Here is a 25,275-nt window from a genome sequence, read left to right as displayed (position 1 = left end):
TGCGTCCCCTTAGCCCTGCGACGTATTGCGTTTGCCGATCGCCAGCGGCGGTGCCGCCGGGGTGCTTTCCCGCTCGCAGGTGATCATCTCCAGCGCCTCTTCACGGCTCATGCTGCTCGCCGGCGTCAGCAGCGTAACGACCACCGAAGCCACCAGGCTGGTGAGCACCGACGGAATACACGGGTTGCCCCAGAACGCCAGCCAGTCGCTGTCCATCAGCACGGCGACCGATGCGCCGGCGCCGCCGGCCAGCGCGGCAACCGCTCCCTGCCAGTTAAAGCGCGTCCAGAAGCGGCCGAGCATGGTGCAGATAAACATCCCGGACATAATCATCGAGATCATTTTGGTGATGTAGCTAATGATGTCGTTGGAGGTCAGGGCGAATACCAGCGCCAGAGCGATAACCAGTACGAGGAACATCCGCGACAGGCGAATCGCCCTCTCCGGTGCGGGCATATGGCCGGTCACCAGGGTGTAAAGGTCGCGCAGCATAATCGAGACGGCGGCGATGGCGTCAGAGCTGCCAGAGGACATGTTGGCCGACATCCCGGCGATCAGAATCGCCATCGCCAGCACCGGCGGCAGGACCTGGGTGGCGAACAGGAAGGCAAAGCCGCTGTTTTCGAGATTGGCGTTCATCGTCCACACCGCCATGCCGATAATCGCCGGCAGGAACGAAAAGCCGAGATAGAGCAGACCGGTGATGGTGAACGACTGGCGCACGGAGGAGACGGTTTTTGCTGAGTAGATACGCTGGCGGTAGGACGGCGTTGCCAGAACCCCCACGCCAATCACCACCGCCAGAGAGAGCGCGGGAAGCACGCCGAGCTTATCGACGGCAAACAGGCTCTGGGCCGCCGGGTCAACCGCCTGCTGAATATGGCTCCAGCCGCCAACGTGATGGACCGCGAGGATCGCCATTAAAATAAAGCCGACGAACAGGACAATCGATTGAATGGTGTCGATCCACACCACCGCCGAGTAGCCGCCGATACCGACGTAAACCACAAAGGCCAGCGCAATAATAATTTTGGCGACGTTGATATCAATTCCGCTGGCCCACGCGAGGTACAGACCGCCGCCCAATATATGGGCGCCGAGCCAGCCGATCGAGGCAATAAAAATAAGGATCGCCACCAGGTTTTTAATAATTTTACTGCCGCCGGTGTAATACGACATCTCTTCGCTCATGGTCATAAAGCGAAATTTACGCACCGGGGCGAAGAGCCACGCCACCAGCAAAATACCGACCGCACCGCCGAGGCCGTACAGCATCCCCGCCCAGCCGTTGCTGTAGCCAAAGCCCACGGCGCCTACGCTGGAGCCGGTACCGACCATGGTGCCGACCGTCGACCCCAGCGTCAGGAACATCGGCAGGGAGCGCCCGCCCAGCAGAAAGTCGTCGCCGTTCTTTTGCTTGCGCGAAACGTACCAGCCTAAGGCGATCATCGCGCAGGCATAAACGGAAAACCAAATCAGGAATGACATATTATTCATTGCTCACATCCAGGCGTAATAAATAATATTCGTACCGCTGAATATTATGAGTTAATAGTAACGATGCCGAAAAAAGGCAAAGCAATCCTGGTCGCGCCGGGCGATTTATTCGACCTGGCGCTACTCTCACATTGTTATGGGCTGCTCCCCGGCCAGCGGCGGGGAGCTATTATTTAAACGCGGGCAGCGTTATAGCAGGTCACATCCACTTCAACTTTGCAGTCCACCACCAGATCGGCCACGCAGCAGATCCGCGCCGGCGGGTTATCGCCAAAGAACTCGCGGAACACTTTGTTGAAAGACTGGAAATAGCGCGAGTCGGTGAGGATCACCTTCACGTGCACCACGTCGGCAAGGGTATAGCCCGCTTCGCTCATGATATCGACGCAGTTCTGAATCGCCAGCCGGGACTGATCGACAATGCCGCCCTCCACCACTTCGCCGTTTTTCATCGGCGTCTGGCCGGAAACATACAGCCAGCCGCCCGCTTCCACCGCGCGGGCAAACGGCAGATGCTGCCCGCCGGTGCCGGTTCCACCTTCCACGCCGTAACGTTTAATGCTCATATTCAACTCCTTAGTCCATCCGGCGGCGCAGGAAACGCCCCGCGCGCCCGGTAATTTTTTTATCGCTGCCGTAGCTCATGACGCCGTTGACCATCACCGCTTCAATGCCGTCCGCCGGCTGCTTGGGGTCGGCAAAGCTGGCTACATCGCGCACCGTCTGTGGGTCAAACAATACCAGATCGGCAAAGTAACCGATTTTAACCAGCCCACGTTCCGGCAGCTGGAAGCGCGCCGCCGACAGCCCGGTCATTTTGTGAATGGCGGTGGTCAGCGGGAACAGCTGCTCGTCGCGGCTGTAGTGTCCCAGCACCCGCGGGAAAGCGCCCCACAGCCGCGGATGCGGCATCGGATCGTTCGGCAAGCCGTCGGAGCCGATCATGGTAACCGGATAGCGCATCACCCGCCGCACGTCCTGTTCGTCCATGTTGTAGTAGATAGCGCCCGCCGGCATCAGCTGCGCCGCGGCGTCGTGCAGGCTCACCTGCCACTCGTCGGCAATCTGCCGGAGCGTTTTTCCCGCCTGCTCCGGCCGGGACTCGGACCAGGTGATCACGATGTCGAATTCATCGGTCACCTGCTTCATATCCAGCGTCGAGGAGCTGGCGGAATAGGGATAGCAGTCGCAGGCGATCTCCTGGCGCTGGCGCATCTCATCGAAGAAGGCCAGCGTCTCGCGCGTGCGCCCCCAGTTCTTCGCTCCGGCGCACTTGTGATGAGACACCACTACCGGAACGTTGCCGTGACGGCCGATGCGAAACGCTTCGTCGAGAGCCTCGAGGATAGGCTCAAACTCAGAGCGCAGATGGGTGGTGTAGATCCCCTTCTCCGCCGCCAGCTCTTCCGCCAGCGCCATCACCTCTTCGGTGGTGGAGTGGAACGCGCTGGCGTAGGCCAGGCCGGTGCTCAGGCCCAGCGCCCCTTCACGTAGCGCGTCGCGCAGCTGGACGCGCATGCCGGCAATCTCCGTCTGCGTCGCCGGGCGGAACAGATCGTCCATATGGTTATTACGCAGCGCGGTATGACCAATCAGCGTGCCGACGTTGAGCGAAGGCCTGGCCACCTCCACCGCGTGGGCATAGGCCTGCACGGTGGGATAGATAAACTGCGCCTGCTCGCCCAGCAGGTTCATCGGGTCAGGCACCGCGCCGCGCATGGTCGCCATTGCCGCGCTGATCCCGCAGTTGCCGACGATCACCGTCGTCACGCCCTGGCTGAGCTTGGGCAGATATTCAGGCATCCGGATGACGTTGATATCGTCATGGGTATGCACATCGATAAAGCCGGGCGCCAGCACGCGCCCCTGGCCTTCGATTTCGCGCTCTGCCGCCACCTGCAGCGCCGGAGCGATAGCCACAATACGATCGCCCTTCACCGCCACGTCGCCGCGATACTGCGGCCCGCCGCTGCCGTCAATGACCGTGACGTTCTTAAAAAGCCAGTCAACCTTCATAGCAATTACTCCCTTTCGACTATGCCGACAAGTTAACCATTTACACGGCGTAAAAACAGTGGAAAACTACGCAAAACCCAGATCGTTTTGTGATACTTTTATTCACAACGAATAATGATTAAGTATTAAAATAATATTTATCAATAATTTATAACTGATACCCATTCCAAATCCGAACGTAAAACCTGAAAGGATAGTGTTATGAAATACCACCACACAACGCTTGTCCCGCATAAATCAGCGCCGATGACATCGCCGGCAAACCTGCTGGCGGAAGAGGTCTGCCTTCCCGCCGCGCTGCTGAAAAAAAGCGCGCTGGAAAACAATATTGCCTGGATGCAGCGCTACGCCGACGCCCGCGGCGTCTCGCTGGCGCCGCACGGCAAAACGACGATGACGCCGTGGATTTTTCAGGCCCAGCAGCGGGCCGGCGCCTGGGGTATCGGGGTCGGCAGCGCCTGGCAGGCCGCCGCGGCGATGGCCAGCGGCATCCAGCGCGTGTTGATGGTTAATCAGCTGGTCGGCAAGGCCAACATGCAGACCGTTTCGCAGCTGAAAACCCACTACCGCAGCGTCGATTTCATCTGCTGCATCGATAGCCTCGCTAACGCCCGCGCGCTGTCGGCCTTTTTTGCCGAACGCCGGCAAACCCTGGATGTGCTGATTGAGCTTGGGGTGCCCGGCGGGCGCTGCGGCTGTCGCAGCGTAGAGGACGCGCTGGCGCTGGCACAGGCCGCGGCCAATCTGCCGGGCCTGAAGCTGCGCGGGCTGGAGCTGTATGAAGGGGTGCTGCACGGAGACGATCCGCAGCCGCAGGTTGAAGCGCTGCTGCGCCAGGCCGCGGACCTCGCCTGCCGGATGGAGCCGCTGGTTGACGGCGAGTTTATCCTCACCGGCGCGGGCACCGTGTGGTATGACGTGGTGTGCAACATCTGGCTGGCGGCCAAAAAGCCGGCGCGCTGCCGGATTGCGATCCGCCCCGGCTGCTACATCACGCACGACAGGGGGATCTACGATGATGCCCAGCAGGCGCTGATCGCCCGGGATCCGATCGCCTGCGATCTGGCCGGCGATCTGACCTCAGCCCTCGAGCTGATGGCGATGGTGCAGTCGGTTCCGGAAGCGGATCGCGCGGTGGTTAACTTCGGCAAGCGCGACTGCGCTTTCGATGCCGGGCTGCCGCAGCCCATCGCCCACTATCGCGACGGCGAGCCGCTGGCGCTGCGCGCGGAGGAGATCGTCAGCGTCGGGATCATGGATCAGCACTGCATGCTGCGCCTGGCGCCGGGCAGCGACGTGCAGGTTGGCGATATCCTGGTCTTCGGCACCTCGCATCCGTGTCTGACCTTCGACAAATGGAAGACGCTGCTGCTGGTCGACGATGACTATAACCTGCTGGAAGAGCTGGATACGCTGTTCTGATTCAGCCCGAATGACGGCCCGCGCCGTCTCCGGGAAACCGGCCCCCTGCGAGCGCATGGCGCTAAACAGCCTCTCCGCCCGCGCCAGGTGCTCGTCCGCCAGCGGCCCGAGAAAGCGCTGCGGCGAGCGCTGATTTACTCCTCTTGCCGATCGTCGCGCGCGGCGCCGTTACGGTTGCCGAGCGCGATAAACTCCTCCAGCAGCGCGGTCAGCTGCTGCATTTTTTCGCTGGTAAACTCTTCTTCGATCAGCCGATAGGCCTCTTCAACCTGGGCCTGGGCGCTTTGATACAGCCGGGTCCCTTCCGCCGTCAGCGAAACGTACAGCTTGCGCTGGTCGCTGACCGGCTTTAAGCGCAGCACCAGGCCGTCGCGCTCCATGCGGGTCAAAATACCGGTCAGGCTCGGGCGCAGAATGCAGGCGCGGAAGGCGAGGTCGTGGAAATCCATCGACGGACTTTCGGCAAGGATGCGCACAATACGCCACTGCTGCTCGGTGAGATTATGGCGTTTGACGATCGGCCGGAAATGGGCCATCGCCGCTTCTCGCGCCTGCAACAGCGCAATGGTTAACGAATCATGCATCACATACCCTCTACATCATATTTCAGAATCTATTAACAAGTTAATAATTAGCGCTTATTTGCCGATGGCGCAACCGGTTTCTGCTGCTGAAAAGTACCAGTCCTTTTATGATTTAAAACTAATACATTGATTATAAACAATTAAATATTAAAAGTGTAAATTTATTGTTAATCCGATCACAAAACATTCACTTCTGTTTGCCAAACCCGTTCGCAAGGAATAAAAGGTAATCATTAACATATTAATGAAATCCCTTAAGCTTCAGAAATCAGTACCAGAGGAGTGGTGAATGAAAGGTACCATCTTCGCCGTTGCGCTTAACCACGGCAGCCAGCTCGACGCCTGGCGCGAAGCGTTCCAACAGGCCCCGTACAAAACGCCGCCGAAAACTGCGGTATGGTTTATCAAACCGCGCAACACCGCGATCGGCAGCGGCGACGCAATCCCTCATCCGCAGGGCGAAACCGTGCAGAGCGGCGCCACCGTAGCGCTGATCGTCGGTAAAACCGCCCGCGGCGTCTCCGTCGAAGAGGCTGCCTCCTGCATCGCCGGCTACGCGCTGGCCAACGACGTCAGCCTGCCGGAAGAGAGCTTTTACCGCCCGGCGATCAAGGCAAAATGCCGCGACGGTTTCTGCCCGCTGGGTGACCTCGTCCCGCTACGGAGCGTCGATAACCTGACCATCATCACCGAGATCAACGGTCGCGAAGCGGATAGCTGGAACACCGCCGACCTGCAGCGCGGCGCCGCCGAGCTGCTGAGCGCCCTGAGCGAGTTCGCCACCCTCAGCCCCGGCGACGCCATTCTGATCGGCACTCCGCACGCCCGCGTCACGCTGCGCCCCGGCGATCGCGTACGCATTCTCGCCGAGGGTTTCCCGGCACTGGAAAACCCGGTCGTCGCAGAAGGAGAGCCGGCATGAAACAGGCACGTATTGAGTGGCAGGGCCAGGTACGCAGCGCGCAGGTCGACGATCGCGAGCAGGTCATTCTCGATGACGGCACCCGGCTGCAGGAGGGCGAATTCCGCTGGCTGCCGCCCGCCGACGGCACCCTGTTCGCGCTGGGTCTGAACTACGCCGACCACGCCAGCGAGCTGGAATTCAAGCCGCCGGAAGAGCCGCTGGTGTTTATCAAAGCGCCGAACACCTTCCTCGGCCACCGCCAGGAGTCGGTACGTCCGGATAACGTCGAATATATGCATTACGAAGCCGAGCTGGTGGTGGTGATTGGCAAAACCGCGCGCAGGGTCAGCGAGGCCGACGCCCTGGACTACGTCGCCGGCTATACCGTTTGCAACGACTACGCCATTCGCGACTATCTCGAGAACTACTACCGGCCGAATCTGCGGGTCAAAAGCCGCGACACCCTGACCCCCATCGGCCCGTGGATCGTCAGCAAAGAGACGGTTCCGGACCCGCACAACCTGACCCTGAGCACCTGGGTCAACGGCGAACTGCGCCAGCAGGGCACCACCGCCGATCTGATCTTCAGCATCCCGTTCCTGATCGCGTATTTGAGCGAGTTTATGACCCTGCAGCCCGGCGACATGATCGCCACCGGCACGCCTAAGGGGCTGTCTGACGTGGTGCCGGGTGACGAAGTGATCGTCGAAGTCGAGGGCGTGGGCCGCCTGGTCAACCGCATCATCAGCCAGCAGGCGTATGAGGAGAAGCTGTCATGAAAAAAATTAACCACTGGATCAACGGCGAAAGCGTGGCAAGCGCGGAGTACTTCCACACCACCAACCCGGCCACCGGCGAAGTGCTGGCAGAGGTCGCTTCCGGCGGTGAAGCCGAGGTGAATCAGGCGGTCGCGGCGGCCAAAGCGGCGTTCCCGAAATGGGCCAACCTGCCGATGAAGGAGCGCGCGCGCCTGATGCGCCGGCTGGGGGAACTGATCGACCAGAACGTTCCCGAGATCGCAGCGATGGAGACCGCCGATACCGGCCTGCCGATCCACCAGACCAAAAACGTGCTGATCCCACGCGCCTCGCACAACTTCGAGTTCTTCGCCGAAGTGTGCCAGCAGATGAACGGCAAGACCTATCCGGTTGACGACAAGATGCTCAACTACACCCTCGTGCAGCCGGTCGGCGTCTGCGCGCTGGTGTCGCCGTGGAACGTGCCGTTTATGACCGCCACCTGGAAGGTGGCGCCGTGCCTGGCGCTGGGCAACACCGCGGTGCTGAAAATGTCCGAGCTGTCGCCGCTCACCGCCGACCGCCTCGGCGAGCTGGCGCTGGAAGCCGGTATTCCGCCAGGCGTGCTGAACGTGGTGCAGGGCTACGGCGCGAACGCCGGTGACGCGCTGGTGCGTCATCACGACGTGCGCGCGGTCTCGTTTACCGGCGGCACCGCCACCGGGCGCAACATCATGAAAAACGCCGGGCTGAAGAAGTATTCGATGGAGCTGGGCGGCAAATCGCCGGTGCTGATTTTTGAAGATGCCGATATCGAGCGCGCGCTGGATGCCGCCCTGTTCACCATCTTCTCAATCAACGGCGAACGCTGCACCGCCGGCTCGCGCATCTTCATTCAGCAGAGCATTTACCCGGAGTTCGTCAAGCGCTTCGCTGAACGCGCCAACCGCCTGCGCGTCGGCGACCCGACCGACCCCAACACCCAGGTCGGGGCGCTGATAAGCCAGCAGCACTGGGAAAAAGTCTCCGGCTATATCCGCCTCGGCATCAAGGAAGGCGCCACGCTGCTGGCCGGCGGCCCGGATAAGCCCGCCGACCTGCCCGCGCATCTTCGCGGCGGCAACTTCCTGCGCCCGACGGTGCTGGCGGACGTTGATAACCGCATGCGGGTTGCCCAGGAAGAGATTTTTGGCCCGGTGGCCTGCCTGCTGCCGTTTAAAGACGAAGCCGAAGGCCTGCGCCTCGCCAACGATATCGAATACGGCCTGGCCTCCTATATCTGGACCCAGGACATCAGCAAGGTCCTGCGCCTCGCGCGCGGGATTGAAGCCGGCATGGTCTTCGTCAATACCCAGAACGTCCGCGACCTGCGCCAGCCGTTCGGCGGCGTGAAGGCCTCCGGTACCGGCCGCGAAGGCGGTGAGTACAGCTTCGAGGTGTTCGCCGAAATGAAAAACGTCTGTATTTCCATGGGTGACCATCCGATCCCGAAATGGGGCTTATAAGGAGCACAAAATGGGCAAATTAGCGTTAGCCGCCAAGATTACTCACGTACCGTCCATGTATCTCTCCGAGCTGCCGGGGAAAAACCACGGCTGCCGCCAGTCGGCGATCGACGGTCATAAGGAGATCGGTAAACGGTGCCGGGAGATGGGCGTCGATACGATTATCGTCTTTGATACCCACTGGCTGGTGAACAGCGCCTACCACATTAACTGCGCCGACCATTTTAAAGGGGTCTATACCAGCAACGAGCTGCCGCACTTTATTCGCGACATGACCTACGACTACGACGGCAACCCGGAGCTGGGCCACCTGATCGCCGACGAAGCGGTCAAGCTCGGCGTGCGCGCCAAGGCGCACAACATCCCGAGCCTCAAGCTGGAGTACGGCACCCTGGTGCCGATGCGCTATATGAACAGCGATAAGCATTTCAAAGTGGTGTCGATCTCCGCTTTTTGCACCGTTCACGACTTCGCCGACAGCCGCAGGCTGGGGGAAGCCATCGTCAAGGCCATTGAGAAATATGACGGCACCGTGGCGGTCTTCGCCAGCGGTTCCCTGTCGCACCGCTTTATCGACGACCAGCGCGCCGAAGAGGGGATGAACAGCTACACCCGCGAGTTTGACCATCAGATGGATGAGCGGGTGGTGAAGCTGTGGCGCGAAGGCAAATTCAAAGAGTTCTGCACCATGCTGCCGGAGTACGCCGACTACTGCTACGGCGAAGGCAATATGCACGACACGGTGATGCTGCTCGGGGTGCTCGGCTGGGATAAATACGACGGCAAGGTCGAGTTTATCACCGACCTGTTCGCCAGCTCCGGCACCGGCCAGGTCAACGCCGTCTTCCCGCTGCCGGCTCAGGCGTAAGGAGTCCGCGATGCCACATTTTATCGCCGAGTGTACCAGCAACATCCGCGAGCAGGCCGACCTGCCGGGCCTGTTCGCCGAGGTTAATCAGGCGCTGGCCGCCACCGGGATTTTCCCGATCGGCGGCATCCGCAGCCGCGCCATCTGGCTGGATACCTGGCAGATGGCCGACGGCAGGCACGATTATGCCTTCGTGCATATGACGCTGAAAATCGGCAGCGGGCGCAGCCTGGAAAGCCGCCAGCAAACGGGAGAGATGCTCTTTGCCCTGATCCAGGCGCATTTCGCCCCGCTGATGGAGAGCCGCTACCTCGCGCTGTCGTTCGAGATTGAGGAGCTGCACCCGACCCTGAACTACAAGCAGAACAACGTCCACGCGCTGTTTAAATAATTAACGTCATCCGGCAGGCGTAGCGCTGACGCGGGCTCCCCGACGTCGGCGCTCTCGTCCGACGACCGGGAGACCCGATGGTACCCATTTGCAGGCAATGTCACAGGAAGCCCTATGCTCGATAAACAGACCCGCACCCTGATCGCCCAGCGGCTGAACCAGGCCGAAAAGCAGCGTGAACAGATCCGTGCCATCTCGCTCGATTATCCCTCAATCACCATTGAGGATGCCTACGCCGTCCAGCGCGAGTGGGTCGAGCTGAAAATTGCCGAAGGCCGGGTGCTGAAGGGCCATAAAATTGGCCTGACCTCGAAGGCAATGCAGGCCAGCTCGCAGATTAGCGAGCCGGACTACGGCGCGCTGCTCGACGATATGTTTTTCCACGACGGCGGCGATATTCCCACCGACCGCTTTATCGTTCCGCGCATCGAGGTCGAGCTGGCCTTCGTGCTGGCGAAACCGCTGCGCGGCCCGAACTGTACGCTGTTCGACGTCTATAACGCCACCGACTACGTGATCCCGGCGCTGGAGCTGATCGACGCCCGCTGCCACAACGTCGACCCTGAAACCCAGCGCCCGCGTAAGGTGTTCGACACCATCTCCGATAACGCCGCCAACGCCGGGGTGATCCTCGGCGGCCGGCCGGTTAAGCCTGACGAGCTGGATCTGCGCTGGATCTCCGCCCTGCTGTACCGCAACGGAGTCATCGAAGAGACCGGCGTCGCCGCCGGCGTGCTGAATCACCCGGCCAACGGCGTTGCCTGGCTGGCGAACAAGCTGGCGGCGCACGATGTGCAGCTGGAGGCCGGGCAAATTATCCTCGGCGGCTCGTTTACTCGTCCGGTGGCGGCGCGCAAAGGCGATACCTTCCACGTCGATTACGGCAACATGGGCGCGATTAGCTGCCGCTTTGTGTAGGGGAAAGAAGATGAATAATGCGTTTAAAGATGCGCTGCAGGCCGGGCGCCCGCAAATCGGCCTGTGGCTGGGACTCTGCAGCAGCTACAGCGCCGAGCTGCTGGCCGGCGCTGGATTCGACTGGCTGCTGATTGACGGCGAACACGCGCCAAACAACGTGCAGACGGTGCTGACCCAGCTGCAGGCGGTGGCACCCTACGCCAGCCAGCCGGTGGTTCGCCCTTCGTGGAATGACCCGGTGCAGATTAAGCAGCTGCTGGACGTCGGGGCGCAAACCCTGCTGGTGCCGATGGTACAAAATGCCGACGAAGCGCGGCTGGCGGTGAAAGCCACGCGCTATCCGCCGGCCGGCATTCGCGGCGTCGGCAGCGCCCTGGCCCGCGCTTCGCGCTGGAACCGCATCCCGGATTATCTCCACCAGGCCAACGACGCCATGTGCGTGCTGGTGCAGATTGAAACCCGCGAGGCGCTGAAAAACCTGCCGCAGATCCTCGACGTTGAGGGGGTGGACGGCGTGTTTATCGGCCCGGCGGATCTCAGCGCCGATATGGGCTTCGGCGGCAATCCGCAGCACCCGCAAGTGCAGGCGGCTATCGAAAGCGCCATCGTTCAAATTCGGCAGGCGGGCAAAGCGCCGGGGATCCTGATGGCCAACGAGCAGCTGGCAAAACGCTATCTGGCGCTCGGCGCGCTGTTTGTCGCCGTCGGCGTCGATACCACCCTGCTCGCCCGCGCCGCCGAAGCCTTAGCCGAGCGCTTTGGCGCCAGCGGAACGGCAGCCCAGTCCGGCGTCTATTAATAACGCCACATCGCGACCCTACAAAAATTCCCATCAGAGGAAAGACCATGAGCGACACATCATCAGCTATTCCGGAGACGCGCGATCCCGCCAATCAGCACAAGCAGCTGACGGCGCAGCAGCAGTCGGTTATCAATAAGCTGTTTCGCCGCCTGATCGTATTTCTGTTCGTGCTGTTTATCTTTTCATTTCTCGACCGCATCAATATCGGCTTTGCCGGGCTGACGATGGGCCAGGATCTGGGGCTCAACGCCACCATGTTCGGCCTGGCCACTACGCTGTTCTACGCCACCTACGTCATCTTCGGTATTCCGAGCAATATCATGCTCAGCATCGTCGGCGCCCGCCGCTGGATAGCCACCATCATGGTGCTGTGGGGGATCGCCTCCACCGCCACGATGTTCGCCACCGGCCCTCATAGCCTGTACGTGCTGCGCATGCTGGTGGGGATCACCGAGGCCGGCTTTCTGCCCGGCATCCTGCTCTATTTAACCTACTGGTTTCCTGCATTTTTCCGCGCCCGCGCCAACGCCCTGTTTATGATTGCCATGCCGGTGACCACCGCCATCGGTTCGATTGTTTCCGGCTATATTCTGTCGATGGACGGCCTGTTCAATCTCCACGGCTGGCAGTGGCTGTTTTTGCTCGAAGGGTTCCCGTCGGTGCTGCTGGGCATCATGGTCTGGTACTGGCTGGATGACTCTCCGGCAAAAGCCAAATGGCTGACTGCAGAGGACAAAAAGTGCCTGCAGGAGATGATGGATAACGACCGGCTGACGCTGGTACAGCCGGAAGGCGCCATCAGCCACCACGCGATGCAGCAACGCAGCCTGTGGCGTGAAGTCCTAACGCCGATCGTGCTGATGTACACCCTGGCCTATTTTTGCCTGACCAATACGCTCAGCGCGATCAGCATCTGGACGCCGCAGATCCTCAAAAGCTTTAACGAGGGAAGCAGCAATATCACCATCGGCCTGCTGGCGGCGATCCCGCAGATCTGTACCATTCTGGGGATGATTTACTGGAGCCGACACTCGGATAAATGCCAGGAGCGCAAGCACCATACCGCCCTGCCGTTCCTGTTTGCCGCCGCCGGCTGGCTGCTGGCCTCAGCGACCGATCACAACCTGATCCAGATGCTGGGGATCGTCATGGCCTCAACCGGATCGTTCAGCGCAATGGCCATTTTCTGGACCACGCCGGACCAGTCGATCAGCCTGCGCGCGCGTGCTATCGGGATCGCCGTGATCAACGCGACCGGCAATATCGGCTCGGCGCTCAGTCCGTTTATGATCGGCTGGCTGAAGGATCTGACCGGCAGCTTTAACAGCGGCCTGTGGTTCGTCGCCAGCCTGTTGGTGATTGGCGCCGTGATTATCTGGGCCATTCCGATGAAAGCCTCGCGCCCGCGCGCCACGCCTTAAGGAGCGGCTATGCCCCAGCGTTCGATCGCCAATATCGATATCAATAAAGAGTACGATGAAAGCCTGGGCACGGAAGACGTGCACTACCAGTCGTTCGCCCGCATGGCGGCCTTTTTTGGCCGCGACATGCAGGCCCATCGCCACGACCAGTACTTTCAGATGCACTTTCTCGATACCGGGCAGATTGAGCTGCAGCTCGACGACCACCGCTACTCGGTGCAGGCGCCGCTGTTCGTCCTGACGCCGCCGTCGGTGCCGCACGCGTTTATCACCGGCTCCGAGAGCGATGGCCACGTGCTAACCGTGCGGGAGGACCTGATCTGGCCGCTGCTGGAGGTACTCTATCCCGGCACCCGGGAGGCCTTTGGCCTGCCGGGAATGTGCCTGTCGCTGGCCGATAAGCCGGACGAGCTCGCGGCGCTGGCCCACTACTGGCGGCTGATTGAGCGCGAATCGACCGCGCAGCTGGCGGGGCGCGAGCATACGCTGGTGCTGCTGGCGCAGGCGGTGTTCACCCTGCTGTTGCGTAACGCCAGGCTCGACGACCACGCCGCCAGCGGCATCCGCGGCGAGCTCAAGCTGTTCCAGCGCTTTAACCAGACCATCGACAGCCACTACCACCAGCACTGGACGGTGCCGGATTACGCCAATGAGCTGCACATTACCGAATCAAGGCTGACCGACATCTGCCGGCGCTTTGCCAACCGGCCGCCGAAGCGCCTTATCTTCGACCGGCAGCTGCGCGAGGCCAAGCGGCTGCTGCTGTTTTCCGATAGCGCGGTCAACGAAATCGCCTGGCAGCTGGGGTTTAAGGACCCGGCCTATTTTGCCCGCTTTTTTCATCGTCTGGTCGGCTGCTCGCCCAGCGCCTTCAGAACGCAAAAAGTACCGGTCTCCTGAGCTTTCCCTGCCGGCGGCAGCCGGGCGATAAGCGCCAGGCCCCGACAGGCGAAGCGCGGCCGGAGAACTCCGCTGCCGCAATCCCCGGCGCGCGACGGCAAAAAAGCGAAAAACCAACCCGGATCACAGAACGCCATCCCGCCTGAAAAGTACCTGCCGTTGACCTAAAAGTCTCTTCACGGAACCCACGTAAACCGCTTCAATTAAACAACAAAAAGAAAACATAAATTTAACCTTTGTACCCTGAATGCTTCGAGCCGCAGCCGAAAAGGCGCCGCCCGAACATGACGGGATATACCGCTTAATACTGAAGAGGTCCCGATGAAACCTGAAGATTTCCGCGCAGACGCTAAACGCCCGTTAACCGGGGAAGAGTACCTGAAGAGCCTGCAGGACGGCCGCGAAATTTATATCTACGGCGAGCGCGTCAAAGACGTCACCACGCACCCGGCGTTCCGCAACGCCGCCGCCTCCGTCGGCCAGCTGTACGATGCGCTGCACAAACCGGCGCTGCAGGACTCCCTGTGCTGGAACACCGATACCGGCAGCGGCGGCTATACGCATAAGTTCTTCCGCGTGGCGAAGAGCGCCGACGATCTGCGCCAGCAGCGCGACGCCATCGCCGAGTGGTCGCGCCTGAGCTACGGCTGGATGGGCCGCACCCCGGACTACAAAGCCGCCTTCGGCTGCGCGCTGGGCGCCAACCCGGCGTTTTACGGCCAGTTCGAACAGAACGCCCGCAACTGGTACACCCGCATTCAGGAAACCGGCCTGTACTTTAACCACGCCATCGTCAACCCGCCGATCGACCGCCATAAGCCGGCCGATGAGGTGGAAGATGTCTACATCAAGCTGGAAAAAGAGACCGATGCCGGGATCGTGGTCAGCGGGGCGAAAGTCGTCGCCACCAACTCGGCGCTGACCCACTACAACATGATTGGCTTCGGCTCCGCGCAGGTGATGGGGGAAAACCCGGACTTCGCGCTGATGTTCGTCGCCCCGATGGACGCCGAAGGGGTGAAGCTTATCTCCCGCGCCTCCTACGAAATGGTCGCCGGCGTCACCGGATCGCCGTATGACTACCCGCTCTCCAGCCGCTTCGACGAGAACGATGCGATCCTGGTGATGGATAAGGTGCTGATCCCGTGGGAGAACGTGCTGATCTATCGCGATTTCGATCGCTGTCGCCGCTGGACCATGGAGGGCGGCTTCGCCCGCATGTACCCGCTGCAGGCCTGCGTACGTCTGGCGGTTAAGCTCGACTTTATCACCGCCCTGCTCAAGCGATCGCTGGAGTGCACCGGCACCATGGAGTTTCGCGGCGTGCAGGCGGATCTCGGCGAGGTGGTGGCCTGGCGCAATATGTTCTGGGCGCTGAGCGATTCGATGTGCTCCGAGGCGACGCCGTGGGTTAACGGCGCGTACCTCCCGGATCACGCTGCGCTGCAAACCTACCGCGTGATGGCGCCGATGGCCTACGCCAAGATCAAAAACATCATCGAGCGTAACGTCACCAGCGGTCTGATCTATCTCCCGTCCAGCGCGCGCGACCTCAATAATCCGCAGATCGACCAGTATCTGGCGAAATACGTGCGCGGATCCAACGGCATGGATCACGTCGAACGCATCAAGATCCTCAAGCTGATGTGGGATGCGATCGGCAGCGAGTTCGGCGGCCGCCACGAGCTGTATGAAATCAACTACTCCGGTAGCCAGGATGAGATTCGCCTGCAGTGCCTGCGCCAGGCGCAGACCTCCGGCAACATGGACAAAATGATGGCGATGGTCGATCGCTGCCTTTCCGAGTATGACCAGCACGGCTGGACGGTGCCGCACCTGCACAATAACTCTGATATCAATATCCTGGATAAGCTGCTGAAGTAATTCACAGCGGGAGGTCACAATGCAATTAGATGAACAACGCCTGCGCTTTCGCGATGCCATGTCCAGCCTGTCGGCGGCGGTGAACGTGATCACCACCGAAGGCGATGCCGGCCGCTGCGGCATCACCGCCACCGCGGTGTGCTCGGTAACCGATACTCCGCCGTCGGTGATGGTGTGTATCAACGCCAACAGCGCAATGAATCCGGTGTTCCAGGGCAACGGCAGGCTGTGCATTAACGTCCTGAACCATGAGCAGGAGGTGATGGCGCGCCACTTTGCCGGAATGACCGGGGTGACGATGGAGGAGCGCTTCAGCCTCTCGTGCTGGCAGAAGGGCGTGCTCGGGCAGCCGGTGCTGAAGGATTCGCTGGCCAGTCTCGAAGGCGATATCAGCCAGGTGCAGACTATCGGCAGCCACCTGGTCTATCTGGTCGAGATCAAGAACATCACCCTAAGCCAGGAAGGCCACGGGCTGATTTACTTCAAGCGTCGTTTCCATCCGGTGATGATGGAGATGGCGGCCGCCGTCTAGCCAGGCCCGCTCTCCCCCCTGCAGCCAGGGGGGAGAAATTCTTGTGATCTCAATCACATATTATCCTGCTGTTCATTTCCTGCCCAACCGCTTACTCCCGCAAGTGACCGCTTAACCCGCCATACAACCACTCGTTGATTTACCCAACTTTACGCGCGCAAAGTTCTGGCAAGATCCTCCCCAGCATAGTGACTCAATACCTCCTCAAAATTACGTTCAGACGGCTTCGGCCAATTATTCAACTCATAACGCCAGGTTTTACTATGGATACTAAAAAACTATTCAAGCACATACCCTGGGTGATTCTTGGAATCATCGGGGCATTTTGCCTTTCGGTCGTCGCCCTGCGTCGCGGGGAGCACGTTAGCGCCCTGTGGATTGTCGTCGCATCGGTATCGGTCTATCTGGTGGCCTACCGCTACTACAGCCTGTACATCGCCCAAAAGGTGATGAAGCTCGACCCAACCCGCGCGACGCCGGCGGTCATTAACAACGATGGCCTGAACTACGTGCCGACCAACCGCTACGTGCTGTTCGGCCACCACTTTGCCGCTATCGCCGGCGCGGGCCCGCTGGTTGGTCCGGTACTGGCCGCGCAGATGGGCTACCTGCCCGGCACGCTGTGGCTGCTGGCCGGCGTGGTGCTGGCGGGGGCGGTGCAGGACTTTATGGTGCTGTTTATCTCCTCGCGCCGTAACGGTTCGTCGCTGGGTGAAATGATCAAAGAAGAGATGGGCCCGATTCCGGGGTCGATTGCCCTGTTCGGCTGCTTCCTGATTATGATAATCATCCTTGCGGTGCTGGCGCTGATCGTCGTGAAGGCGCTGGCGGAAAGCCCGTGGGGCGTCTTTACCGTCTGCTCAACCGTGCCGATCGCGCTGTTTATGGGGATCTACATGCGCTTCCTGCGTCCGGGACGCGTGGGCGAAATTTCGGTTATCGGTATCGTGCTGCTGGTGGCGTCTATTTACTTCGGCGGCGTGATTGCCCACGACCCGTATTGGGGCCCGGCGCTGACCTTTAAAGACACCACCATCACCTTCACCCTGATCGGCTACGCGTTTATCTCCGCGCTGCTGCCGGTATGGCTGATTCTGGCGCCGCGCGACTACCTGGCGACGTTCCTGAAAATTGGCGTTATCGTCGGCCTGGCGCTGGGTATCGTTATCCTTAACCCGGACCTGAAAATGCCGGCGGTCACTCAGTACATCGACGGTACCGGCCCGCTGTGGAAAGGTGCCCTGTTCCCGTTCCTGTTTATCACCATCGCCTGCGGCGCGGTCTCCGGCTTCCATGCGCTGATCGCTTCCGGTACCACGCCGAAGCTGCTGGCAAACGAAACCGACGCGCGCTTTATCGGCTATGGCGCAATGCTGATGGAGTCTTTCGTGGCGGTCATGGCGCTGGTGGCAGCGTCTATCATCGAACCGGGCCTCTATTTTGCGATGAACACCCCGCCGGCCGGCCTCGGTATCGTGATGCCGAACCTGCATGAGATGGGCGGCGAAAACGCCGCGATGATTGCCGCGCAGCTGAAAGAAGTCACCGTCCATGCGGCGGCCACCGTCAGCTCCTGGGGCTTTGTGATTTCGCCAGAGCAGATCCTGCAAACGGCGAAAGACATCGGTGAACCGTCGGTGCTGAACCGTGCGGGCGGCGCGCCAACCCTGGCCGTCGGTATCGCCCACGTGTTCCACAAAATCATCCCGATGGCGGACATGGGCTTCTGGTACCACTTCGGTATTCTGTTTGAGGCGCTGTTTATCCTGACTGCCCTTGATGCCGGTACCCGCGCTGGCCGCTTTATGCTCCAGGATCTGCTGGGCAACTTCGTGCCGTTCCTGAAGAAAACCGATTCACTGGTTGCCGGTATCGTAGGGACCGCGGGCTGCGTAGGCCTGTGGGGCTACCTGCTGTATCAGGGCGTGGTCGACCCGCTGGGCGGCGTGAAGAGCCTGTGGCCGCTGTTCGGTATCTCTAACCAGATGCTGGCCGCCGTGGCGCTGGTCCTTGGCACCGTGGTGCTGGTCAAAATGCAGCGCACCAAATACATCTGGGTCACCGTAGTTCCGGCCCTGTGGCTGCTGCTGTGCACCACCTGGGCGCTGGGTCTGAAACTGTTCAGCACCAACCCGCAGATGGAAGGCTTCTTCTTTATGGCCCAGCAGTACAAAGAGAAGATTGCCGCCGGCGGCGAGCTTAGCCCGCAGCAGATTGCCAACATGAACCATATCGTGGTGAACAACTACACCAACGCCGGTTTAAGCATCCTGTTCCTGGTGGTGGTCTACAGCATCATCTTCTACGGCATCAAAACGTGGATCAACGTGCGTAACAATAAGGTACGCACCGACAAAGAGACCCCGTACGTGCCGGTGCCGGAAGGCGGCGTGAAGACCTCTTCACACCACTAATCCAGCCCCGTTCAGCCCCGCTTCGGCGGGGCTTTACAGTGAGCGACGCGGCATTATTGTCATCCCAGCGCAGCGGGCGCGCGCTACCTGAGAACGGCGGGCGCAACCTGGATGCAAAATGGCAGGTCACATCGCCTGCATCAGCGAACTTTATGCCTGTAAGGATAATTTGATGTTTGGTAACTTAGGCGAAGCAAAGAAGTACCTCGGTCAGGCGGCGAAGATGCTGATTGGCATTCCGGACTACGACAACTACGTTGAGCATATGAAAGCCAACCATCCGGATAAGCCGTATATGACCTACAACGAATTCTTCCGCGAGCGCCAGGAAGCGCGCTACGGCGGGAGCGGCGAAGGCGGCGTACGCTGCTGTTAATGGAGGCACGCATGACACCGATTGCAGTCACCCTGCTGACCGGATTTCTTGGCGCAGGCAAAACCACCCTGCTGCGGCATATTCTCAACGCGCAGCACGGCTTTAAAATCGCGGTGATCGAAAACGAATTTGGTGAAGTCTCCGTTGATGACCAGCTGATTGGCGATCGCGCCACCCAGATCAAAACCCTGACCAACGGCTGCATCTGCTGCACCCGTTCCAACGAGCTGGAAGATGCCCTGCTCGACCTGCTCGACAGCCGCGATCGCGGTGAGATTGCCTTCGACCGGCTGGTGATTGAGTGCACCGGCATGGCCGATCCCGGCCCGATCATTCAGACCTTTTTCTCCCATGAGATCCTCTGTGAACGCTACCTGCTGGATGGGGTGATTGCGCTGGTTGATGCGGTCCACGCCGACCAGCAGATGAATCAGTTCACCATCGCCCAGTCGCAGGTGGGCTACGCCGACCGTATTCTGCTGACCAAAACCGACGTCGCGGGCAGCAGCGAGGCGCTGTGCGAACGGCTGGCGCGCATCAACGCCCGGGCGCCAATTTACGCGGTCACCCACGGCGATATCGATCTGAGCCAGCTGTTTAATACCGGCGGCTTTATGCTGGAAGAGCGGGTGGTGAGCGCTAAGCCACGCTTCCACTTTATTGCCGACCAGCAAAACGACGTGTCGTCGATCGTGGTGGAGCTGGACTGCCCGGTGGATATCAGCGAGGTGTCGCGGGTCATGGAAAACCTGCTGCTCTCATTCGCCGAGCAGCTGATGCGCTACAAGGGGATGCTGTGGATTGACGGCGAGCCTAACCGCCTGCTGTTCCAGGGCGTCCAGCGCCTGTACAGCGCCGACTGGGACCGCCCCTGGGGCGACGACCAGCCGCACAGCACGCTGGTGTTTATCGGCATTAACCTGCCGGAAGAGGAGATTCGGGCGGCATTTGCCGGATTGCGGAAGTAACGATTTACATGCTAGCCCTCTTACCCTGGAAGAGGGCTAGCGTGAAGGCATCAGGAAGTGCAGAACTCATTCCAGGTATCACGATAAATAACGTTTCCTTCGCTGTACTTCCAGGTTATGGCCTCATAGCGTAATTCGAGCGTTTCAAGGTGGGTGCTGCTCAGGCCGTTGGGGGAAAGGTACGGCGAAACCGTGGTGATTTTGACGTTTTCGAGGATGATATTGAAATATTCAGCCTCAATGCCTGATGCCATAATACGGTACATTCTGATAATGGCTTTTTTCAGGGTCCGCCCCTCGCACACGGCGCGATAAAGAACGGGCGTCGTCCGGTCGAACTCTTTCACGACGACGATCGGCCGATGAATGCGCATACCGGTAAGCTTGCCCCGGTTTGTATCAACGGGAATGGTGACGCCGTGCGAGAATGATTTTAATTCGATGGAGCCTAAGCGCAGAGGCATTAAACAACCGCCAACAATTGGAGAACCGTTTTCATCCTCAAGCCACAGGTGTGCGGGAGTAGACATATTTCATTTCCTTATATACTCGTCATACTTCAAGCCGCATCCGCGCTGGCTTTGCGACTCGGCGCATCCATGATGCTTCGTCCTTACGGGCCGCCGCGCCGCCGCGTGTCTGCGGCTCGAAATAATTAGGGTATAAGTTAATTTGATAAAAATTTTATTTTTGGTGCTACCATTTCACGTAGCGTCCAAATATAATCATCATAAATACAAAGAATAAACCTATTGGCCACACTGGACTGGAAGGAAAGAAATACTCTTGAATCAATGCAAATATGATAGTTAGCCATGTAGGCCCATACATTGAAAATAAAATTCGACACTGCCATTTTAAAAACCTCTTTATATAATTCATCATAACAATCAACTAATGCTGACGATAACAAAGACAATGTAGATAATATGCTAATGAATAAGTGCTTACATATTCACCTGACTATTCTTACCATTTCACATAGCGCGCAAATATATAGATTATGAATATAGCGAACAAACCTACGGGCCAAATGGGGCCATCAGGAAAAAAATGAAAAAAGACAATTGCAAATACAAAAATCAGTAACGCAGGGCAATGTAGAGAAACTGAGGAACGAAATAGTCATCTGAAAAACCTTCTGATAATATTGATTATCATTATCTAATCATTCTGATGATTATATCTGCAATGTCGCCGTCCGATGCCCATTGGGCCTTAAGCGCCCCAGTTCTCTCAAACAATGGTTCTATCAGGAAATACATCATCTCCAGTTCTTTCACGTATAGTGCATCGTACAATGCGGGATATATAATGTGGAGGCGATAAGCGCTGTCAGCTGCTTTCTGAACAATTCCATACGCGCCCATTGCTATGATTCCCCTGTTAGCCCAGCGGCCTGACAAAGCACTCATATCAAGACTTACATTCAAGCCCATAGCAACAGAGGCGGCAACTGCTAAAGCAAACCCAGCATTGGTAAGGGAACTGGCAGCAATATGAACATTAGCTGCCATTAGAATTTTTTTGATGTACTCTATTTGAGTGAATGTTTTGTACTTAAATATTTCATCATAGTATATATTTAGCATGTCATAAATAACCCCTCCCCTTTCAATAAGATGAAAAACACCTTGCTTGAATCTGAGATCTTCATTTTTCTGCCGCTGACATACGTCCTGATATTCATCTGTAAAGCAGGATGCGTAATACAGCGCGCGTTTAGCGCCCGCGCCCGTCAATTTAATCTGTTCTGATACCGTCCTTCCGACGCCCGTTAATGCATGGTCAAGCTTCAATGCGAGGATTCTGTTAGCCTGTAAATAACTGATAACTTCACTTCGATAGTACATAGCCGTTCCTTGCGATCGCTAACTCCATGAACAAAGTTTAAACACTCTATATTTTCGGGTAAACGTCTATTTAGTGATAGGCTTGCGATCGCGATCGGATATTAAGCAGATAAAAATGCAGTTTAAATAACGCAACAATTACAAGATTATTACATGATTTGTTTTAGATTTCTCATGCACCAGCACATTAGGTAGGACATATTCATACCATCAATTTAATAATGACCAGAACGTTAAATAATAAAGAGATAAGATAAACTGTCACGACAACAGTAAAGGCATTAGCCGGATGCCGTTTCTTCACATCAATAAGGCTCATCACTATGCGCCATACCTCAATGGCGGAAACTGTTTAAAGGTATTGCTGAGTCATTTTTAATCACAAAAATGTAAATTTAAGTTTTTACTTGTTACTATGGAAACATTTTAGGGGATTATTAGAAAGCGAATTAGTTCAGCGCCAATCAATATCTCCCGCCTCGTTCAACTGATGTTTAGGAAAAAAATTAAACTTAGTCTAAACACCAAAACGTTAATCATTGACGCTGCGATAAATCAACTAATCAACAACATCAATAGAGGGTTTTAATAACAACCCCAGCATAAAACCGCGACAGCCATCACATTTGCAGTCGTAAACGTCGCTTGTTAGGGTGTCCTCAGATTAATTTAATGACGAGGCATAAACCATGAAAAAGCTCAATATCCTTATCCTTTCTGCTCTGACCGCCGTTTCCGGCTCAGCAATGGCGATGGGCTTTACCGTCGAACAGGGGAAAAACTTTACCAACCTCAATATGGAACTGGGTAAATCCTCGTCCGGTGTTTATGCCGAAAGCAACTGGCTCAAAAATACCGACGACGGTACTCAGACCGGCGGCGTTGGCGCGGGTTATAACCTGGAAGTTGGCCCGGTGATGTTCAATGCCGGCGCAAAAGCCATCTATCTTGGGCCGAAAAAAGGCGATAACGGCGTGGCGTTCCCAATCGGTGGCGGCGTTAACGTTGCGCTGACCGACAGTATCCACGTATTCGGTGAAGGCTATGCCGCACCGGAAGGCCTGAACAACAGCGTGAAAAACTACGTTGAAGCCAACGGCGGCGTGAGCTGGAGCCCAATTACCCCGGTGACGCTTAAAGTGGGCTACCGCCACGTGAGCGTCGACGGCAAAGACGGCCGTCCGAACCATACCCTGATCGATGGCGCCTATGTTGGCGGCGGTGTTACCTTCTAATAACCCCGATAGAAGCGCAAAAAAACCTGCCGGACGGCAGGTTTTTTTTCATCCTAACTTAGCGACGGAGCACCACCAGCTTCTGGTTCACAAACTCTCGAATCCCCAGATCCGCCCGCTATTGATGCTGTATCTAAAGTGCGTCCTACTGAGATATCCAGTTCAACTCTAAGAGATCAACAAGACCCGGAAGTTCGAGTCTATGATAGCCAGTATCCCGTTAGGCAGTGGCTCGCTCGTTCCAGCCATCTTTAAAGATGATGTTCCCATCCGTATACTTCCACTGGATGGTTTCATAACGCATTTCAATATTTTCCAGATGTGTTCCGGATGCAGACCTGGAGTGAAGCCTGTTACCTTTACATTTTCTAAAAGCATGTTGAAATACTCGACCTCAAACCCTGCCTCGTTAGTACGATACATCTTTATCTCAGCCGACTTGAGCGTAACTCCTCTGCAGATAGCCCGAGCCAACAAAGGTGTAGTGCGGTCGAACTCTTTTTGTATCAGTATTGGGGTGTGAATACGCGTACCGGTTAACTTCCCCGTGTTACGGTCAGTCGGAATAGTCAGGTGATGAGAGAGCGATTTTACCTCAATTGAACCTTCACGCCCGAGTACCATGGAACCTCCAACAATTGGAGATCCATTTTCATCGATAAACCACAAATAGGCTGGATTTGACATGCGATATCCTTAATTTATATTTTTACCTTTTTTACGATACTCGTCTAAACGATCGACGAGCTTTGATATGGCCCAGGCAGTAATGAACCATACGGTCATATAGACAAATTTCATCGGCCACACCACTGGCAGCATGATGCAAACAATAAAGCCACCGATAAAAATTACTGACTGGACAACGTCCCAGATATTTACGATGGCAAACAGCAGCATGTCTAACAAGTCGCGTGATACCTTATTGAAGGACATGTAGTTTCTCTCCAACCATATTTATTATTTTTTTAAATTCGGGCTGTCCGCGGGTAACGGCAATGTGAATCGCATCCACGAAAGGTTTGACGGCAGGTTCAATGAGGAAATATATCAGGTCGTAATCGTGTGGACGCAGTATCTCGTACACTTCTGGGGCTTCATTGGCAAGATTTTCAGAAGTCCTAATCGAGCGCTCACTCATTCCACCAATGAGCAATAGCATAGCTATTTGACCGGAGGCTCTTGCCCCACTTTTAGCGCTGACAAATGAAAGGCGTGCGAGAACGGCACCAGCAATAGTAGAGGTAATTTTCGCTGCCAGGAATCGACCTGCAATGGATGAAACAACGGCTCGATACACGGCATCTTGTTGGTGAATAGTCAGGTATTTATTAAATTTTTCGAAGATAAGCTCTACGGCATTGATGATGTGGTCATAGTTAAGAATGTCATTATGAATAGCCTGTGCCATTCTGATCCGTTGTGTCTGGTAGGCAAATCGATTATCGGTATCAAAAAAACCGCGGGCAAGGTATGCAAGATCGAGAGGTACAGTTAAAGCGCCATTTATCAGTCCCGCTATGGTATCTGGAGACAGGAAAATATTCGAAATCCTGTCCGCTATTTTTTCACTACTTCCTGTTTCCATGATGTCTCCCTCATATTTTCAATATGTTCTGACCATCCCGCCCCCCTGCTTTTACCGCACATGCTCAGTAATAGAAATATTATCCTCCACACCAGACTCATCATTTAATACTGAACTATTTAAAGGGTTACATTTTTCGCTTCGATGAATACACAGTTTGGCATTGACCAAATGACATAAGATCATCCATTCCAGTTTCATCAGCTATAGTTACCTGTAATATTAACTGGAGCATGATACATACCATAAAATATATTGAAGTAGACACAATTATTATTTTTAAGAATAACACATCTTATGATGTCGACCATTTTTACATAGCCACAAGCATTTTTTAATATACAAAACCTCATCACGCCAACTTACACAATAAACGTTCACACTTGCAAATATCATTTTCACAGTACTAATTTGACAGTTAATCGTTTATATTCCGCATAAAAATTTTCGTTTCGCATAA

Annotated in this window: 23 protein-coding genes and 2 pseudogenes; 17 read left to right on the top strand and 8 right to left on the bottom strand. The window is 57.0% G+C overall.

Annotated elements, in window-relative coordinates:
* Positions 1 to 9: 9 nt before the first annotated feature.
* The 3 genes from RTE01_RS23295 to RTE01_RS23285 all read right to left on the bottom strand — a co-directional run bounded on the left by RTE01_RS23295 (position 10) and on the right by RTE01_RS23285 (position 3,513).
* Positions 10 to 1,497 carry a sodium:solute symporter family protein gene (locus RTE01_RS23295; RefSeq protein ID WP_041143920.1) on the bottom strand — a complete coding sequence of 496 codons (1,488 nt, stop codon included), beginning with the start codon at positions 1,495 to 1,497 and terminating at the stop codon, positions 10 to 12.
* Between the two features lie 173 nt (positions 1,498 to 1,670).
* On the bottom strand, positions 1,671 to 2,063 hold the full coding sequence (locus tag RTE01_RS23290) for a RidA family protein (RefSeq protein WP_041143919.1): 393 nt from the start codon (positions 2,061 to 2,063) through the stop codon (positions 1,671 to 1,673).
* Positions 2,064 to 2,073: 10 nt separating this feature from the next.
* Complete coding sequence (locus RTE01_RS23285) at positions 2,074 to 3,513, bottom strand: N-acyl-D-amino-acid deacylase family protein (RefSeq protein WP_141335398.1); 1,440 nt, start codon at positions 3,511 to 3,513, stop codon at positions 2,074 to 2,076.
* Here RTE01_RS23285 and RTE01_RS26225 point away from each other — a divergent pair.
* Positions 3,476 to 3,635, top strand: a pseudogene (locus RTE01_RS26225) (hypothetical protein). The gene RTE01_RS23285 and the pseudogene RTE01_RS26225 sit on opposite strands and share 38 nt — an antisense overlap.
* Positions 3,636 to 3,714: 79 nt before the next feature.
* The gene (locus RTE01_RS23280) at positions 3,715 to 4,935 is read left to right on the top strand and encodes an amino acid deaminase (RefSeq protein ID WP_134525220.1); all 1,221 of its coding nucleotides are present in this window, start codon (positions 3,715 to 3,717) and stop codon (positions 4,933 to 4,935) included.
* 134 nt (positions 4,936 to 5,069) lie between these two features.
* Here the strand turns inward: RTE01_RS23280 and hpaR are convergent, their stop codons facing one another.
* Positions 5,070 to 5,519 carry a homoprotocatechuate degradation operon regulator HpaR gene (hpaR, locus tag RTE01_RS23275; RefSeq protein ID WP_115193621.1) on the bottom strand — a complete coding sequence of 150 codons (450 nt, stop codon included), beginning with the start codon at positions 5,517 to 5,519 and terminating at the stop codon, positions 5,070 to 5,072.
* A gap of 289 nt (positions 5,520 to 5,808) precedes the next feature.
* Here hpaR and RTE01_RS23270 point away from each other — a divergent pair, with 289 nt between their 5' ends.
* The 14 genes from RTE01_RS23270 (at position 5,809) to yjiA (ending at position 20,139) form a co-directional block, all read left to right on the top strand.
* Positions 5,809 to 6,441 carry a fumarylacetoacetate hydrolase family protein gene (locus RTE01_RS23270; protein ID WP_041143915.1) on the top strand — a complete coding sequence of 211 codons (633 nt, stop codon included), beginning with the start codon at positions 5,809 to 5,811 and terminating at the stop codon, positions 6,439 to 6,441.
* The gene (locus tag RTE01_RS23265) at positions 6,438 to 7,202 is read left to right on the top strand and encodes a fumarylacetoacetate hydrolase family protein (RefSeq protein ID WP_041143914.1); all 765 of its coding nucleotides are present in this window, start codon (positions 6,438 to 6,440) and stop codon (positions 7,200 to 7,202) included. The genes RTE01_RS23270 and RTE01_RS23265 overlap by 4 nt, the downstream gene beginning before the upstream one ends.
* Complete coding sequence (gene hpaE / locus RTE01_RS23260; RefSeq protein WP_134525219.1) at positions 7,199 to 8,665, top strand: 5-carboxymethyl-2-hydroxymuconate semialdehyde dehydrogenase; 1,467 nt, start codon at positions 7,199 to 7,201, stop codon at positions 8,663 to 8,665. Before RTE01_RS23265 ends, hpaE begins: the two co-directional genes overlap by 4 nt.
* Positions 8,666 to 8,675: 10 nt before the next feature.
* Positions 8,676 to 9,533, top strand: a complete 858-nt coding sequence (gene hpaD, locus RTE01_RS23255; protein WP_041143912.1) for a 3,4-dihydroxyphenylacetate 2,3-dioxygenase — start codon at positions 8,676 to 8,678, stop codon at positions 9,531 to 9,533.
* A 10-nt stretch (positions 9,534 to 9,543) separates the two neighbouring features.
* Positions 9,544 to 9,924, top strand: a complete 381-nt coding sequence (locus RTE01_RS23250) for a 5-carboxymethyl-2-hydroxymuconate Delta-isomerase (protein WP_123552655.1) — start codon at positions 9,544 to 9,546, stop codon at positions 9,922 to 9,924.
* Positions 9,925 to 10,038: 114 nt separating this feature from the next.
* Positions 10,039 to 10,842 carry a 2-oxo-hept-4-ene-1,7-dioate hydratase gene (hpaH, locus tag RTE01_RS23245; protein WP_041143910.1) on the top strand — a complete coding sequence of 268 codons (804 nt, stop codon included), beginning with the start codon at positions 10,039 to 10,041 and terminating at the stop codon, positions 10,840 to 10,842.
* A 10-nt stretch (positions 10,843 to 10,852) separates the two neighbouring features.
* Complete coding sequence (gene hpaI / locus RTE01_RS23240; protein ID WP_115193625.1) at positions 10,853 to 11,641, top strand: 4-hydroxy-2-oxoheptanedioate aldolase; 789 nt, start codon at positions 10,853 to 10,855, stop codon at positions 11,639 to 11,641.
* 47 nt (positions 11,642 to 11,688) lie between these two features.
* The gene (gene hpaX, locus RTE01_RS23235) at positions 11,689 to 13,065 is read left to right on the top strand and encodes a 4-hydroxyphenylacetate permease (RefSeq protein ID WP_115193626.1); all 1,377 of its coding nucleotides are present in this window, start codon (positions 11,689 to 11,691) and stop codon (positions 13,063 to 13,065) included.
* 9 nt (positions 13,066 to 13,074) lie between these two features.
* The gene (hpaA, locus tag RTE01_RS23230; RefSeq protein ID WP_076946471.1) at positions 13,075 to 13,965 is read left to right on the top strand and encodes a 4-hydroxyphenylacetate catabolism regulatory protein HpaA; all 891 of its coding nucleotides are present in this window, start codon (positions 13,075 to 13,077) and stop codon (positions 13,963 to 13,965) included.
* Between the two features lie 321 nt (positions 13,966 to 14,286).
* Positions 14,287 to 15,849 (top strand): 4-hydroxyphenylacetate 3-monooxygenase, oxygenase component, encoded by a 1,563-nt coding sequence (gene hpaB / locus RTE01_RS23225; RefSeq protein WP_134525218.1) that lies wholly within the window; start codon positions 14,287 to 14,289, stop codon positions 15,847 to 15,849.
* Positions 15,850 to 15,868: 19 nt separating this feature from the next.
* Positions 15,869 to 16,381: a 4-hydroxyphenylacetate 3-monooxygenase reductase subunit gene (locus tag RTE01_RS23220; RefSeq protein ID WP_041143905.1), complete on the top strand. Its 513-nt coding sequence runs from the start codon at positions 15,869 to 15,871 to the stop codon at positions 16,379 to 16,381.
* Between the two features lie 263 nt (positions 16,382 to 16,644).
* On the top strand, positions 16,645 to 18,795 hold the full coding sequence (locus RTE01_RS23215; RefSeq protein WP_041143904.1) for a carbon starvation CstA family protein: 2,151 nt from the start codon (positions 16,645 to 16,647) through the stop codon (positions 18,793 to 18,795).
* A gap of 172 nt (positions 18,796 to 18,967) precedes the next feature.
* The gene (locus RTE01_RS23210; protein ID WP_076946472.1) at positions 18,968 to 19,171 is read left to right on the top strand and encodes a YbdD/YjiX family protein; all 204 of its coding nucleotides are present in this window, start codon (positions 18,968 to 18,970) and stop codon (positions 19,169 to 19,171) included.
* An 11-nt stretch (positions 19,172 to 19,182) separates the two neighbouring features.
* Positions 19,183 to 20,139, top strand: coding sequence for a GTPase (yjiA, locus tag RTE01_RS23205; protein WP_141335396.1), 957 nt, complete (start codon positions 19,183 to 19,185; stop codon positions 20,137 to 20,139).
* Between the two features lie 50 nt (positions 20,140 to 20,189).
* Here yjiA and RTE01_RS23200 read toward each other — a convergent pair whose 3' ends face one another.
* Both RTE01_RS23200 and RTE01_RS23185 read right to left on the bottom strand, forming a co-directional pair.
* Positions 20,190 to 20,669: an Hcp family type VI secretion system effector gene (locus RTE01_RS23200; protein WP_134525217.1), complete on the bottom strand. Its 480-nt coding sequence runs from the start codon at positions 20,667 to 20,669 to the stop codon at positions 20,190 to 20,192.
* A 630-nt stretch (positions 20,670 to 21,299) separates the two neighbouring features.
* Positions 21,300 to 21,992, bottom strand: a complete 693-nt coding sequence (locus RTE01_RS23185; RefSeq protein ID WP_134525215.1) for a hypothetical protein — start codon at positions 21,990 to 21,992, stop codon at positions 21,300 to 21,302.
* A gap of 689 nt (positions 21,993 to 22,681) precedes the next feature.
* On the opposite strand from RTE01_RS23185, the gene RTE01_RS23180 reads away from it, so the two are divergent.
* Positions 22,682 to 23,227 (top strand): YfaZ family outer membrane protein, encoded by a 546-nt coding sequence (locus RTE01_RS23180; protein WP_045860186.1) that lies wholly within the window; start codon positions 22,682 to 22,684, stop codon positions 23,225 to 23,227.
* A gap of 220 nt (positions 23,228 to 23,447) precedes the next feature.
* Here RTE01_RS23180 and RTE01_RS23175 read toward each other — a convergent pair.
* A pseudogene (locus RTE01_RS23175) lies at positions 23,448 to 23,914 on the bottom strand (Hcp family type VI secretion system effector).
* A gap of 235 nt (positions 23,915 to 24,149) precedes the next feature.
* Positions 24,150 to 24,815: a hypothetical protein gene (locus tag RTE01_RS23170; protein ID WP_134525213.1), complete on the bottom strand. Its 666-nt coding sequence runs from the start codon at positions 24,813 to 24,815 to the stop codon at positions 24,150 to 24,152.
* Positions 24,816 to 25,275: the final 460 nt, after the last annotated feature.

The sequence above is a fragment of the Klebsiella terrigena genome, assembly GCF_006539725.1.
Classification (GTDB): Bacteria; Pseudomonadota; Gammaproteobacteria; order Enterobacterales; family Enterobacteriaceae; genus Klebsiella; species Klebsiella terrigena.
Note: the sequence above shows the minus strand (reverse complement) of the source record. Positions and strands in the feature narration are given on the sequence as shown.

Coding starts and splice junctions, on each gene's coding strand:
- RTE01_RS23295 (WP_041143920.1), bottom strand. CDS start 1,497: ATGAATAATATGTCATTCCTGATTTGGTTTTCCGTTTATGCCTGCGCG.
- RTE01_RS23290 (WP_041143919.1), bottom strand. CDS start 2,063: ATGAGCATTAAACGTTACGGCGTGGAAGGTGGAACCGGCACCGGCGGG.
- RTE01_RS23285 (WP_141335398.1), bottom strand. CDS start 3,513: ATGAAGGTTGACTGGCTTTTTAAGAACGTCACGGTCATTGACGGCAGC.
- RTE01_RS23280 (WP_134525220.1), top strand. CDS start 3,715: ATGAAATACCACCACACAACGCTTGTCCCGCATAAATCAGCGCCGATG.
- hpaR (WP_115193621.1), bottom strand. CDS start 5,519: ATGCATGATTCGTTAACCATTGCGCTGTTGCAGGCGCGAGAAGCGGCG.
- RTE01_RS23270 (WP_041143915.1), top strand. CDS start 5,809: ATGAAAGGTACCATCTTCGCCGTTGCGCTTAACCACGGCAGCCAGCTC.
- RTE01_RS23265 (WP_041143914.1), top strand. CDS start 6,438: ATGAAACAGGCACGTATTGAGTGGCAGGGCCAGGTACGCAGCGCGCAG.
- hpaE (WP_134525219.1), top strand. CDS start 7,199: ATGAAAAAAATTAACCACTGGATCAACGGCGAAAGCGTGGCAAGCGCG.
- hpaD (WP_041143912.1), top strand. CDS start 8,676: ATGGGCAAATTAGCGTTAGCCGCCAAGATTACTCACGTACCGTCCATG.
- RTE01_RS23250 (WP_123552655.1), top strand. CDS start 9,544: ATGCCACATTTTATCGCCGAGTGTACCAGCAACATCCGCGAGCAGGCC.
- hpaH (WP_041143910.1), top strand. CDS start 10,039: ATGCTCGATAAACAGACCCGCACCCTGATCGCCCAGCGGCTGAACCAG.
- hpaI (WP_115193625.1), top strand. CDS start 10,853: ATGAATAATGCGTTTAAAGATGCGCTGCAGGCCGGGCGCCCGCAAATC.
- hpaX (WP_115193626.1), top strand. CDS start 11,689: ATGAGCGACACATCATCAGCTATTCCGGAGACGCGCGATCCCGCCAAT.
- hpaA (WP_076946471.1), top strand. CDS start 13,075: ATGCCCCAGCGTTCGATCGCCAATATCGATATCAATAAAGAGTACGAT.
- hpaB (WP_134525218.1), top strand. CDS start 14,287: ATGAAACCTGAAGATTTCCGCGCAGACGCTAAACGCCCGTTAACCGGG.
- RTE01_RS23220 (WP_041143905.1), top strand. CDS start 15,869: ATGCAATTAGATGAACAACGCCTGCGCTTTCGCGATGCCATGTCCAGC.
- RTE01_RS23215 (WP_041143904.1), top strand. CDS start 16,645: ATGGATACTAAAAAACTATTCAAGCACATACCCTGGGTGATTCTTGGA.
- RTE01_RS23210 (WP_076946472.1), top strand. CDS start 18,968: ATGTTTGGTAACTTAGGCGAAGCAAAGAAGTACCTCGGTCAGGCGGCG.
- yjiA (WP_141335396.1), top strand. CDS start 19,183: ATGACACCGATTGCAGTCACCCTGCTGACCGGATTTCTTGGCGCAGGC.
- RTE01_RS23200 (WP_134525217.1), bottom strand. CDS start 20,669: ATGTCTACTCCCGCACACCTGTGGCTTGAGGATGAAAACGGTTCTCCA.
- RTE01_RS23185 (WP_134525215.1), bottom strand. CDS start 21,992: ATGTACTATCGAAGTGAAGTTATCAGTTATTTACAGGCTAACAGAATC.
- RTE01_RS23180 (WP_045860186.1), top strand. CDS start 22,682: ATGAAAAAGCTCAATATCCTTATCCTTTCTGCTCTGACCGCCGTTTCC.
- RTE01_RS23170 (WP_134525213.1), bottom strand. CDS start 24,815: ATGGAAACAGGAAGTAGTGAAAAAATAGCGGACAGGATTTCGAATATT.